The organism is Haliea sp., from assembly GCF_040221975.1.
GTDB lineage: Bacteria > Pseudomonadota > Gammaproteobacteria > Pseudomonadales > Halieaceae > Haliea.
The window spans coordinates 280,163-292,930 of sequence record NZ_JAVJWR010000033.1 but is presented as its reverse complement, the minus strand read 5'-3'; the positions used below and the strand labels follow the sequence as shown (position 1 = coordinate 292,930).

Genomic DNA, 12,768 nt, shown 5'->3' with positions numbered 1-12,768 from the left:
CCCTGCGCCTCCTTGCTGGCGCCCGAGGTTCGACGCCCGCTACACAGTCAAGCACAGTGCGTAATTTCTTTACACGTCCATTCCGACCAGAGTTCTCATGCCGAGAAAAACCCTGAAGCAATGGCTGCCAACGCCCACCAGGATTCGCGAGATCGAAGCCCTGCACGTGCTGGGCGACTGGATCTACCAGACCAATCTCTGGCACATCAACCGCTATTCAGCGTCGATGGCGTTCTTTGTTGGTATCTTCGTCGCCTTCTTGCCGATTCCCGGGCAGATGCTGGTGGCGGCCGTCCTCGCGGTGCTCCTGCGCTGCAACCTCCCGCTGTCCGTGGTTCTGGTATGGATTACCAATCCGGTGACCATGCCGGCCATTTTTTATATCTCCTACCGGGTCGGCGCGCTGTTGATCGACGTGCCGGTGCAGGTGGCGGAATTCGAGATGAGCGCTGCCTGGATCAGCACCCGTATCGGGTTGCTCTGGAAGCCGCTACTGGTGGGCAGTCTGCTGTGTGGCCTGTTGTTCGGTTCCCTGGGCTATACGGCTGTACACCTGCTCTGGCGCTGGCGCGTGGGCAGGCAGTGGCGGAGACGTAAACTGCACCGTGCCCGCCACGGCCTGCCGCGTACTCATCGAACTCCCCGGACGGACACTAAACCCGCTCCTGGTGGAGAATGAGCGCCGGTGCCAGGCGCGCGGCACGGCGTGCAGGATAGAGTGCCGCGAGTACGCACATGACGAAGGCCACGGCGCAGACCAGGGCAATGTCCGCAAGCAGGATATCCACCGGCAGGAATGACACCGGGTAGACGTCGGTGCTGAGGAAACGCAGTCCCAGCAACTGTTCCAGCGCCGCCACCAGAGGCGGTATCCCCAGGCTGAGGAGTACGCCGCAGACAGCACCCAGCGCCACCCCGACGGCGCCGATCATGGCGCCCTGGAGGATGAATATCCAGGTAATGTCGGCGCCCGATGCGCCCAGCGTGCGGAGGATGGCGATATCCCCCTGCTTGTCGAATACCACCAGCACCAGCGATGACACCACGTTGAACGCGGCGACGGCAATAATCGAGAACAGCAGGATGCTGACCAGGTCGCGGGAGAGCTGGATCGCGGCGTAGAGGTTGCCGTGGGTCATCATCCAGTTGCTGGTGTAGAAGCCTGCAGGTAGCGCCCCCAGCAACTCCCAGCCCAGGCGGCTGACGCCAAACAGATCCCGGGTCTGCAACTGCAGGCCACTGACGCCGCCATCCAGCCCCGCCAGGTCCGCCGCCTGCGCCAGCTGCACCACCGCCGCCGACTCGTCCAGTTCGGTACCGGTGGCCAGCACGCCGGCCAGGGTGACACTGGCAAAGCGGGTCTGCGCCGGGGCGCCGCCAACGGCGCCGGGCACGATCAGGGTCAGGCGGTCGCCGACCTGGGCCCCCAGCCGCTCAGCGAGACCGCTGCCCAGCAACAGCCCCTCCCCCACTGCGGCAAACTGCGCTTGCAGCGACGCTGGCAGCGCCCCCAGAAGACCCTGGTCGCCACCCGGTTCCAGACCCAGGCCAATGGCGGTTTCAATGGCAGTGCCACGCAGGAACAAAGCGTCAAACTGGACGAAAGGGACCGCCGAAACGATCTCCGGGTGCGCCTGCAGGTCCGCGGCCAGTGTCTGCCAATCCAGCAATGGCTGCTGCGCGTGGACGGTAATGTGGGGTACCAGCGCCAGAATCCGTTCGCGCATCTCCTTGTCGAAGCCGTTCATCACCGACAGCACCGCAATCAGCAGGCCGATGGCCAGGACCAGGCCCAGGGTAGAAAGTGAGGACAGGAAGGTGGACAGATAGCCGCGGCCGAAGGCAAAGCTGTAGCGCAGCGCGATCCGCAGCAGTTCAAGCCGACTCACGGGCCCCGCTCCAGCAATGTGCCCTGCAACAGTTCCAGCGTACGGTCCATGCGCCGGGCAATGGCCGGGTCGTGGGTGACCACCACAAAGGCGGTACTGCCGGCGCTGAGGGAATCGATCAGCGTCAGTACCTGCGCCGCCGACTCCGGGTCCAGGTTGCCGGTAGGCTCGTCCATCAATACACAGTCGGGAGTGGTTACCAGCGCCCTGGCAATGGCCACCCGCTGGCGCTCGCCACCGGACAACTCCCCGGGGCGATGTTGCAGGCGGTGGCCCATCCCCACCCCGGCGAGCATCTCCTCGGCGCGCTGCCAGGCCTGGCGCCGGCGCGTGCCGCCGATCAGCAGGGGCATGGCGACGTTTTCGCGGGCATCGAACTCGGGCAGCAGGTGGTGGAACTGGTAGACAAAACCGAGGTGGCGGTTGCGCCAGCGACAGAGATCGCGTTCGCCCAGTGCCGCCAGGTCCTGTCCGCGCATCAGTACGCGCCCGGAACTGGGTTCATCGAGGCCGCCAAGCAGGTTGAGCAGGGTCGATTTGCCGGAGCCTGAAGCGCCGACGATGGCCACTTTCTCCCCTGGGTGCAGGGCCAGCTGCAGGCCATCCAGTACCTTGACCTCGCGATTGCCATCCCGGTATACCCGGCCCAGATTGTCGGCACAGAGCACGACCGGATCATTCATAGCGCAATACCTCAGCGGGGGCGATGCGAGCGGCGCGCCAGGCCGGGTACAATGTTGCGACGAGGCTGAGCAGCAGCGCTGCGGCCACCACCCAGAGCACGTCCTGCCACAGCAAATCCGCCGGCAGCTCGCTGATAAAATACACCGCCGGGTCAAACAGCTTCATTCCCAGCCAGTCTTCCAGGCGGGCGGTGACCGCGGCGACATTGGATGCCAGCAGCACACCCAGCAGGGTACCGCAGCCTATCCCGGCGGCGGCCAGCCCCAGGCCGTGGGCGACGAAAATGCCCATGATACCGCCGGCGCGGGCGCCCATGGTGCGCAGTACGGCGATATCGCCGCGCTTTTCCGCCACCGACATGACCAGGGAGGAGACGATATTGAAGGCCGCGACTGCGACCACGCTCAGCAACAGCAGGCCCACCATGATCTTTTCCATTTTTACCGCCCGGAACAGGCTGCCCTGGGTCTGGCTCCAGTCGCGCACCACCAGCCCTGGCGGCAGGACCGGTGCCAGCGCCGCCAATTGCTGCGGGGCGGTCATCAGATCCGCAGTCCGGACCTGCAGCCCGTCGACTGCGCTGCCGGTGGCGAACAGGCGCTGCCCCGTCTGCAGTGACACATAGGCCTGGTGACCATCCGGCTGGGCGTTGATCTGGAACAGCCCCGTGACCCGGAGCCGCTTGCTGCGCGGGAAGGTGCCCAGAGGGGTGACGGTAAGCCGGGGAATGGTGACCTCGACGCTGTCACCGGGGCCCACGCCGAGCGCCCGGGCCAGGCTGATACCGAGCACCACGCTGAAGGGTTCCGCCTGCAGGTCAGTGAGACTGCCGTGGACCATCGCTGCCGCTATCCCGGAAACACCTGCCTCCAGAGAGGGCTCGATCGCGGTCAGTACCGCCCCGCGCAGCTGTGCCGGGCCGGCAACAATCACTTTATCGCTGATGTAGGGGGCCAGAGCGAGGATCTGCGGCTGCATTTCCAGAGTGTTCGCCAGCGCCCGCCAGTTCTCCAGTTGCCCCCTGTCGACGGGTTCCACGTAGCCGTGCGGAACCAGCGAGAGGATGCGCCCGCGCAGCTCTCCGGCGAAACCATTCATGATCGCGAGCACCGTGATCAGGCTGGCCACTCCCAGTACCATACCCAGCATGGAGACCAGGGCGATGACGCTGGCGAACCGGTTGCGTTTGCGGCTGAAGCTGTAGCGCAGGCCGACAAACAGTATATAGCGCGCGTTCAGGGTATGACTGCCAGGCGAGATCCGTTGCGCAGAAGGCTAGCGATCGGCGGAATAAAACTGCCCGCTGTCCGCCGGGGGGGTCTTGCTGTCGCGGTTTTCCTCCTCGCAGAGCGAGGGATTGCCGCCGCAGATATCACAGGCCGTGTCAAAGCCCAGAGCACCCATGCCGCCGCAGGAGCCCTTGATCGGACCGCGGCCTAAGAGCACACCGACGGCCATGATGGTCATCATGAGACCGATAAACACAGCGGTGAGAATGAAGGTAGTCATGGCTTTCTTCCTTGCGGCGGCAATCGCCGCTAGTCAATCCGGGTCGACACCTCGAGCCAGGGCTCGAAAGCGCTTGAATATGAGGGCACGATACGCTCACCGTCACGGCGCAGCAAATATACCGCGAGGCCCTGGTCCTCGGCCAGTGCCAGTGCCTGCTCGGCGCCGAGCACGGTGAGCGCTGTGGCCCAGGCATCAGCACCCATGCAGTCGGCTGCGATTACCGTCACCGACACCAGGTCGTGAGCCACCGGTCGGCCACTGCGCGGGTCGATGCTGTGGGAGTAGCGGCGTCCGTCGACCTCGAAATAGTTGCGGTAGTCGCCCGAGGTGGCCACCGCCGCATCCGTCAGGGCTATTCCCAGGGCCACCGAGCGTGCTCCCGGCTGCGGCCGCTCCACCGCCACCCGCCAGGCATCCCCCCTGGGGCTGCTGCCGGACAAGCGCATCTCACCACCCACTTCGACCAGGAAATCGGTAATTTGTTGCGCCAGCAGGGCTTCCGCCAGCACATCCACGGCATAACCCTTGGCAATGGATGAGAGATCCAGCTCCACTTCCCGCAGGCGCCGCATGCGGCCCTGCTCCAGGTCCAGCTCGAGGAACTGCTGTCCAACCTGCTGCTGGCGCTCGCGGATGGCAGCGGCGCTGGGCACATCAATGCGTGGCCGGGCCGGGCCAAATCCCCACAGCTCCACCAGCGGGCCCACGGTAACGTCGTAGGCTCCCCCTGACAGCTCGCCTATCGCCAGGGCTTCCGCGACCACCTCGGCAAAGGAGGTGGAGACGGCAACCCACGCCCCCGGAGAAGAGCGGTTGAAACGGCTGATCTCGGAATCCGTCTGCCAGGTGGACATGCTGTCGTTGATCGCGACCAGCAGTGCCTCAAGCTCGGCCTGTACTGCCTCGGGCTCAAACCCGTTGGCGACCGGCAGATAGGTCACATGCCAGCTGGTGCCCATGGTTGCCCCGGACAGTTCCACCGGCAGGGGCTGGCGCTGGCAGCCTGCCAGCAGCAGTCCTGCCAGCACCAGCGCCAGCGCGGCAGCTGCGGACCTACAAAAAAGCCACCCCGAAGAGTGGCTTTGCCTTCGGGACATGGCCGCCATCAGCCGCCGAAGTCGTCCAGCAGGATGTTTTCCGGCTCCACGCCCAGGTCGGTGAGCATACGGATCACGGCGGCGTTCATCATTGGCGGCCCGCACATGTAGTACTCGCAGTCCTCCGGAGCCGGGTGGTCCTTCAGGTACTGCTCGTAGAGCACGGTGTGGATAAAGCCGGTGAGACCATCCCAGTTGTCCTCGGGCTGGGGGTCCGAGAGCGCCACGTGCCATTCGAAGTTGTCATTCTCCGCCGCAAGACTGTCGTAGTCCTCGACATAGAACATCTCTTTCAGCGAGCGCGCGCCGTACCAGAACGAGATCTTGCGCTTGCTGTTGAGGCGCTTGAGCTGGTCGAACAGGTGCGAGCGCATCGGCGCCATGCCGGCGCCGCCGCCGATGAAGATCATCTCGGCATCGGTGTCCTTGGCAAAGAACTCCCCGAATGGGCCGTACACCTTGACCTTGTCGCCGGGCTTAAGGTTGAACACCCAGGAAGACATAATCCCGGGCGGAATGCCCTCGCTGCCCGGGGGCGGGGTGGCGATGCGGATATTGAACTTGACCACACCGCGCTCTTCCGGGTAGTTGGCCATCGAGTAGGCGCGGATGGTGGTCTCCTTGACCTCGGACTCCAGCTTGAAGAAACCGAAGCGCTCCCAGTCGCCGCGATACTCCTCCTCGATATCGAAGTCCTTGAACTTGACGTGATGCGGCGGGCACTCCAGCTGCACATAGCCACCGGCGCGGAAGTCCACGTTCTCGCCTTCCGGCAGACGCAGGGTCAGTTCCTTGATGAAGGTGGCGACGTTGGGGTTGCTCTCGACCGTGCACTCCCACTGCTTGACGCCGAAGACCTCTTCCGGGACCTCGATCTTCATGTCCTGCTTGACCGCGGCCTGGCAGCTGAGGCGCCAGCCCTCTTGCGCGTCGCGGCGGGTAAAGTGGTTCTCTTCGGTCGGCAGCATGGCGCCGCCGCCCTCCTTGATGATGCACTTGCACTGGGCGCAGGTACCGCCGCCACCGCAGGCAGAGGGCAGGAACAGGCCGCTCTCGGACAGGGTCTGCAACAATTTTCCGCCGGCTGGCACGTGGATGGTTTTTTCGCCGTTGATCTCGATCGCCACCTCGCCGCTGCTGACCAGGCGCGAGCGGGCACTGAGAATAACCGCCACCAGGGCGAGCACGATCGCCGTGAACATGGTGACGCCGAGTACAATCGTCAGATTCATATCAACATTTCCGCCTAGAGGTTCATACCGCCGAAGGACATGAAGCCCAGCGACATCAGGCCCACCGTGATAAAGGTTATGCCCAGGCCCTGCAGGCCATCGGGCACATCACTGTACTTGAGTTTCTCGCGAATGCCCGCCAGCGCCACGATCGCCAGCGCCCAGCCGACCCCGGCGCCAGCGCCGAAGACCACGCTTTCGCCAAAGTTGTAGTCGCGCTCCACCATGAACAGGGCGCCACCGAGAATGGCGCAGTTTACCGTGATCAGGGGCAGGAATACCCCCAGGGCGTTGTAGAGAGCCGGGACATACTTGTCGAGAAACATCTCCATAATCTGGACAATCGCCGCGATCACGCCGATGTAGGACAGCAGGCCAAGGAAACTCAGGTCCACATCCGGCAATCCGGCCCAGGCCAGGGCCCCTTCCGCCAGCAGGTAGTTGTAGATCAGGTTGTTCACCGGTACGGTAATGGTCAGGACCACGATGACCGCGATACCGAGGCCGATGGCCGCCTGCACTTTCTTGGAGATCGCCAGGAACGTGCACATCCCAAGGAAGAAGGCCAGCGCCATGTTCTCGATGAATACTGCGCGAATGAATAGGCTCAGGTACTGTTCCATCACGCGCCCTCCTCGGCTGCCGTGTGCTTGGCCATGCGGAAATCCGGTTCCTCGACCTGCTTCCTGTCAACGCTGCGCAGGATCCAGATAAAAGCACCAATCAGGAAGAAGGCGCTGGGGGGCAGCAGCAGCAGGCCGTTGGGGTTGTACCAGCCGCCCTCTGTGACCAGCGGCAGCACCTCCATGCCGAACAGTTTGCCGGAGCCGAACAGCTCGCGGAAGAAGGCGACCGCCAGCAGCACCACGCTGTAACCGAGACCGTTGCCAATGCCATCGAAAAAGCTGGGCAGCGGCGGGTTCTTCATGGCGAAGGCTTCCGCCCGGCCCATGACGATGCAGTTGGTAATGATCAGACCGACGAACACCGACAGCTGCTTGCTGATGTCATAGGCCACCGCCTTCAGGATCTGGTCGACCACAATCACCAGCGAGGCGATGATCGTCATCTGCACGATAATGCGGATGCTGCCAGGGATGTGGGTCCGGATCGAGGAAATAAACAGACTGGAAAAGGCGGTCACCAGGGTAAGGGCGATGCACATCACCACGGTCACCTGCAGAGACGAGGTGACCGCCAGTGCGGAGCAGATACCGAGGATCTGCAGGGCAATCGGGTTGTCCTTGAAGATCGGGGTAACAAGGGTTTCTTTCATGGTCGTCATGTCAGGCCTCCCCGGCTTTCAGGTTGTTGAGAAACGGCTCGTAGCCCTGCTCACCCAGCCAGAAATGCACCAGTTGAGTGACGCCACGCGAGGTCAGGGTGGCCCCGGAGAGACCGTCCACACGCCAGCGGGCATCGGGACTGCCGGCATCCACGCTACCCTTGGCCAGGGCGAGTTCGACCTCGCCGCCGCGGTAGACCTGCTTGCCGGGCCACTGGGATTTCCAGCGCGGGTTGTCGACCTCGCCGCCGAGGCCGGGGGTCTCGCCGTGCTCGTAGAAGCCCAGCCCGGCCACGGTGTTGGCGTCCGATTCCAGGGCGATGAAGCCGTACAGGGTGGACCACAGACCGTAACCGCGCACCGGCAGGATGACCTTCTCCCAGTCGCCGCTGGCAGACTCCACCAGATACACCAGGGCGTAGTCCTCGCGACGGCCGATACCGGCGATATCTTCCTGCTGGCTCAGGTTCATGGAGCGCGACGGGTCCTTGGCCGCCTTTACCGGTTCGTAGCTGGCCGGGTCGACTGCATCGGTGAAGCGGCCGGTGCGCAGGTCCACGACCCGGGTCTGGATCTGGGCAAACTGCTCCTCGATCGAGGCCCCTTCTTGCAGCATCCCCGCCGCGGCGAGGATATTGCGCTTGCGATCCAGGGTCTTGTTGGCTTCCTGGGCCGGCTTCAGCAGCACCGCCGCGGTGGAAACCACCACCGAGCAGACGATGCAGAGGGAGAAGGCGACCAGCAGGGTCTTCCTGATGCCGTCATTCTTGGACACGGGCAAGCCTCCGTTTGATGTTGGACTGGATCACGAAGTGGTCCATGAGCGGAGCGAACAGGTTTGCAAACAGGATCGCCAGCATGATGCCCTCGGGGAAGGCCGGATTGACCACGCGGATCAACACGCACATCAGGCCGATCAGGATGCCGTAGGCAAACTTGCCGGTATTGGTAAAGGCAGCGGAGACCGGGTCGGTGGCCATGAACATCATGCCGAAGGCAAAACCGCCCACCACCAGGTGCCAGTACCAGGGCATGGCAAAGGCCGGATTGGTGTCGGAGCCGATGATGTTGAACAGGGTCGACAGGGCCACCATGCCCAGGAACACGCCGGCAACGATGCGCCAGGAGGCGATGCGGGTCACCAGCAACAGCGCGCCGCCGATCAGGATCGCCAGGGTGGAGGTCTCGCCGATGGAACCGGGAATGGAGCCGACGAAGGCGTCCATCCAGGTGATCTGCTGCTGCAGGGCCGCCATGCCATCGGAAGCCACCACCGACAGCGGGGTCGCGCCGGTGTAGCCGTCCACTGCGGTCCACACGGCATCGCCGGACATTTGCGCCGGGTAGGCGAAGTAGAGGAAGGCGCGACCGGTCAGGGCCGGGTTGAGAAAGTTCTTGCCGGTGCCGCCGAACACTTCCTTGCCGATCACCACGCCGAAGCTGATGCCCAGCGCGACCTGCCACAGGGGCACGTCGGGCGGGCAGATCAGGGCGAACAGGATCGAAGTGACGAAGAAGCCCTCGTTGACCTCGTGGCCGCGCTTCATCGCGAACAGCACTTCCCAGAAGCCGCCCACGACGAAGGTGACGAAATAGATAGGCAGGAAGTACAGGGCACCGAAGAAGAAGCAGTCCCAGAGGCTGGTGGGGTCGTAGCCACCGACAGCGCCGATCAGGCTGCCGCGCCAGCCGTCCACCGTGCCGCCGCTGGCGGCGAGGATGTCGTTGGCCTGGAAGCCCAGGTTGTACATGCCGTAGAACATCGCCGGGAAGGCCGCGAACCACACCGTGATCATGATGCGCTTGAGGTCGATACCGTCGCGTACGTGGGCGGTGCTGCGGGTTACCGAAGCGGGAGAGTAAAAAATGGTGTCCACCGCTTCGTACAGAGGGTACCACTTCTTGTAGCGGCCACCCTCTTCGAAATGGTGCTCGACACCGTCAAGGATCTTGCGCAGTCCCACGGTCTAACCCTCCTTCTCAATGCGTGTCAGGTTGTCCCGCAAAATGGGACCGTACTCGTACTTGCCGGGGCAGACATAGGTACACAGCGCCAGGTCTTCCTCGTCGAGGTCGAGACAGCCCAGGGATTGGGCGGTTTCGGTGTCGCCGACGATCAGCGCCCGCAACAGGTGAGTGGGCAGGTAATCCTGGGGCACCACGGTTTCATAGGTGCCCACGGGCACCATGGCGCGCTGGCTGCCATTGGTGTTGGTAGTCATCGCCAGCGGCTTGAGGCCGAACAGGCTGCTCAGGTAAATGCCGAGACTGGAGTGCTTTTCCGTGCCCGGGGACAGCCAGCCCATGAAGGCCCGATCGCGACCTTCGCGCAGCGCGGTGACCTGGTTGTGATAGCGACCGAGGTAGGCCGTTGGTGCCTGTACCCGGCGTCCGCCGAGAACGGAGCCGGAAATCACCCGGTTGTCACCCTCCTTCAATTCCCCGGCGCACAGCGCCTGCAGGTCAGCCCCGAGGCGGGTGCGCAGCAGACGCGGGTTCTCGACCTGCGGGCCGGCCAGGGCGATCACCCGGGTGGTATGAATCTGGCCATCCAGGAACAGGCGACCAAAGGCGATCACCTCCTGGTAGCCGATGGTCCACACCACCTTGCTGGCGCTGACGCCGCCGAGCACAAAATGGATGTGAGTGCCGGCGAGGCCCGCGGGGTGGGGGCCGGAAAATTCGGCCAGTTCAATATTTCCCGCCTGCCCCTGCGGCAAATTCGCGCCCGGCGCCGCGCACAGGTAGACCTTGCCTGCGGTGAGGCGAGCCAGCAGATCCTGGCCGAGGGCGAAGGCCTCGGGTTCCTCGGCAATAATAACCGCGGGGTCCGCTGCCAGCGGATGGGTATCGATAGCGGTGATGAAGATGGCCGCGGCCTCTGCATCCAGCGCCGGCACGCGGCTGAAGGGGCGCGTGCGCAGCGCAGTCCACTGGCCAGTGAGGTTGAGATGGTCGCGAATGGCCTGGGGTTCCAGTGCCCGGGCGTCGCCCGCGCTCCAGGAGGGGAAGCTTTCGGAGGCGTCGCCCTCGACCTCGATCACGACCGACTGCAGGGCCCGGCGGGCACCGCGGTTGATGGCCGCGACCACGCCGCCCGCGGGGGCAGTGTAGCGCACACCGTCGGTTTTCTTGTCGGTAAAGAGCAACTGGCCGGCCTTGACCCGGTCGCCCTCGGCGACTTCCATGGTCGGCTTCATGCCCACGTAGTCAGGCCCCAGCAACGCTACCGCGCGGGCCGCGGTGGCATCTTCAATGGCTTGCTTCGGAGCGCCCTGGATGGGGATGTCCATGCCCCGCTTGATCTTGATCATACGATCTGCCTACAGGTTCAAAGTAAGGATATGGCGGCCGCAACCGCGATGCAGAGCGGCGGGCATTATAGCCGAAGCCGCCGCCCAAAGGCCACAACGGGCGGCAGCAGCCGGTTGATTTTGAACAACTTTTACAACGCCGTCGTCACGCTTGTGTCTTTTTCGGATAGCGGGCGTAATTGATGCCCGCCATCTGCTCCAGGATCCGGTACACCTGGCAGCTGTAACCGAACTCGTTGTCGTACCACAGGTACAGCACTGCCTGCGTGCCGTTGACGATGGTGGCCTGGGCATCGTAAATGCAGGCGTGACGGGAGCCGACGAAATCGCTGGAGACCACCTCCGGCGAATTGGAGTAGTCAATCTGCTTGCGCATTTCCGAGTGCAATGCCATGTGGCGCATGTACTCGTTGACCTCGTCCCTGGTGGTCGCCTGGCCCAGGGTCAAATTGAGAATCGCCATGGAGACGTTGGGGATCGGCACCCGGATCGCGTTGCCGGTGAGCTTGCCCTCGAGCTGCGGCAGGACCTTGGCCACTGCCTTGGCGGCACCGGTCTCGGTGATCACCATGTTCAGGGGCGCGCTGCGACCGCGGCGGTCGGCCTTGTGATAGTTGTCGGTGAGGTTCTGGTCATTGGTGTAGGCGTGCACTGTCTCCACATGGCCGCTGATGATACCGAACCGGTCGTCCATGGCTTTCAGCGGCGGCACGATGGCGTTGGTGGTGCAGGAGGCCGCGGACACGATCTGGTCGCTGTCGTCAATCGCCCCGTGGTTGATGCCGGCCACCACGTTTTTCATCTCACCCTTGCCCGGCGCCGTCAGGATGACCTTGCTGACACCTTTGGATTTCAGGTGCAGGGAGAGGCCCTCCCGGTCGCGCCAGACACCGGTGTTGTCGATGATGATGGCATTGTTGATGCCGTAGGCGGTGTAGTCGATGCTGTCCGGCGAGTCGGCGTAGATCACCTTGACTTCGTTGCCATTGGCGACAAACGACTGGCGCTCCTCGTCGACGCGTATGGTGCCATCGAAGGCGCCGTGCACGGAATCGCGGCGCAGCAGGCTGGCGCGCTTGACCAGGTCGTCGGGGGCCTTGCCCTTGCGCACCACAACCGCGCGCAGGCGCAGGGAATCGCCACCGTCAGTCTTGTCGATCAGGATTCTGGCCATGAGGCGGCCAATACGGCCGAAGCCGTAGAGAACCACGTCCACGGGGCCGGCCACGGGCTTGGTGTCGGCGCCAATCAGGTCCGCTACCTGCTCGCGGACATATTCCTCCACGCTCATGCCGGCGCCATCGCCCTTGTCGTAATAGGCGACCGCGAGGCGGCCGATATCGATGTGGGCGGGGCCCAGGTTCAGTTCCGAAAGGGCCTTGACCACAGGGAAGGTTTCGAACTCGGACAGCTCGTTTTCCTCCACCTGGCGCACATAGCGGTGATCCTTCATGATCTGGGTCACGGCCTGGTTGACCAGCGGCTTGCCGTAAATGTAGCACTTGACGTTCTTGCGGCGGGAGAGTTCACCCACCAGCGGGATCATGCCCTCCGCCAGCGCTTCGCGCTCCTTCCAGTCCCTGAAATAGTCGTCGGGGCGCTCTCGCTTGCGTTCATTCACTCGTCTGTCACCTGTCTGCGGGGAAATCCGGGGTTCCAACGGGCGCGTATTATCCCGTTCCGACCTGCCGAGAGCAAGGCGCAGTGGTACTTTTCACTGCGCGCACTACAATAGGCCCCTGTTTTTTGCCAACC

13 protein-coding genes are annotated in these 12,768 nt (G+C 63.8%); 1 reads left to right on the top strand and 12 read right to left on the bottom strand.

Annotated elements, in window-relative coordinates; genetic code table 11:
• The first annotated feature begins 97 nt into the window (after positions 1–97).
• On the top strand, positions 98–679 hold the full coding sequence (locus tag RLO07_RS16400) for a DUF2062 domain-containing protein (protein WP_462293221.1): 582 nt from the start codon (positions 98–100) through the stop codon (positions 677–679).
• On the opposite strand, the gene RLO07_RS16395 is transcribed toward RLO07_RS16400, so the two are convergent.
• The 12 genes from RLO07_RS16395 to RLO07_RS16340 form a co-directional block, all read right to left on the bottom strand.
• Positions 654–1,889 carry an FtsX-like permease family protein gene (locus RLO07_RS16395; protein WP_462293220.1) on the bottom strand — a complete coding sequence of 412 codons (1,236 nt, stop codon included), beginning with the start codon at positions 1,887–1,889 and terminating at the stop codon, positions 654–656. The genes RLO07_RS16400 and RLO07_RS16395 overlap by 26 nt on opposite strands.
• Complete coding sequence (locus tag RLO07_RS16390) at positions 1,886–2,572, bottom strand: ABC transporter ATP-binding protein (RefSeq protein ID WP_462293219.1); 687 nt, start codon at positions 2,570–2,572, stop codon at positions 1,886–1,888. Before RLO07_RS16390 ends, RLO07_RS16395 begins: the two co-directional genes overlap by 4 nt.
• Complete coding sequence (locus tag RLO07_RS16385) at positions 2,565–3,782, bottom strand: lipoprotein-releasing ABC transporter permease subunit (RefSeq protein WP_462293504.1); 1,218 nt, start codon at positions 3,780–3,782, stop codon at positions 2,565–2,567. The genes RLO07_RS16390 and RLO07_RS16385 overlap by 8 nt, the downstream gene beginning before the upstream one ends.
• A gap of 66 nt (positions 3,783–3,848) precedes the next feature.
• Positions 3,849–4,082 carry a (Na+)-NQR maturation NqrM gene (nqrM, locus tag RLO07_RS16380; protein ID WP_462293218.1) on the bottom strand — a complete coding sequence of 78 codons (234 nt, stop codon included), beginning with the start codon at positions 4,080–4,082 and terminating at the stop codon, positions 3,849–3,851.
• A gap of 29 nt (positions 4,083–4,111) precedes the next feature.
• A complete protein-coding gene (locus RLO07_RS16375; protein ID WP_462293217.1) occupies positions 4,112–5,113 on the bottom strand; it encodes an FAD:protein FMN transferase in 1,002 nt (333 codons plus the stop codon).
• Positions 5,114–5,190: 77 nt separating this feature from the next.
• Entirely contained in the window at positions 5,191–6,414 is a 1,224-nt protein-coding gene (gene nqrF, locus RLO07_RS16370) for an NADH:ubiquinone reductase (Na(+)-transporting) subunit F (protein WP_462293216.1), read from the bottom strand.
• A 14-nt stretch (positions 6,415–6,428) separates the two neighbouring features.
• Positions 6,429–7,037, bottom strand: a complete 609-nt coding sequence (gene nqrE / locus RLO07_RS16365) for an NADH:ubiquinone reductase (Na(+)-transporting) subunit E (protein ID WP_462293215.1) — start codon at positions 7,035–7,037, stop codon at positions 6,429–6,431.
• Positions 7,037–7,699 (bottom strand): NADH:ubiquinone reductase (Na(+)-transporting) subunit D, encoded by a 663-nt coding sequence (locus tag RLO07_RS16360; RefSeq protein ID WP_462293214.1) that lies wholly within the window; start codon positions 7,697–7,699, stop codon positions 7,037–7,039. Before RLO07_RS16360 ends, nqrE begins: the two co-directional genes overlap by 1 nt.
• Position 7,700: 1 nt before the next feature.
• Complete coding sequence (locus tag RLO07_RS16355; RefSeq protein WP_462293213.1) at positions 7,701–8,474, bottom strand: Na(+)-translocating NADH-quinone reductase subunit C; 774 nt, start codon at positions 8,472–8,474, stop codon at positions 7,701–7,703.
• The gene (locus tag RLO07_RS16350) at positions 8,461–9,663 is read right to left on the bottom strand and encodes an NADH:ubiquinone reductase (Na(+)-transporting) subunit B (RefSeq protein WP_462293212.1); all 1,203 of its coding nucleotides are present in this window, start codon (positions 9,661–9,663) and stop codon (positions 8,461–8,463) included. Before RLO07_RS16350 ends, RLO07_RS16355 begins: the two co-directional genes overlap by 14 nt.
• A 3-nt stretch (positions 9,664–9,666) precedes the next feature.
• Entirely contained in the window at positions 9,667–11,013 is a 1,347-nt protein-coding gene (locus RLO07_RS16345; protein ID WP_462293211.1) for a Na(+)-translocating NADH-quinone reductase subunit A, read from the bottom strand.
• 145 nt (positions 11,014–11,158) lie between these two features.
• On the bottom strand, positions 11,159–12,634 hold the full coding sequence (locus RLO07_RS16340; RefSeq protein WP_462293210.1) for a glyceraldehyde-3-phosphate dehydrogenase: 1,476 nt from the start codon (positions 12,632–12,634) through the stop codon (positions 11,159–11,161).
• Between the last annotated feature and the right edge of the window lie 134 nt (positions 12,635–12,768).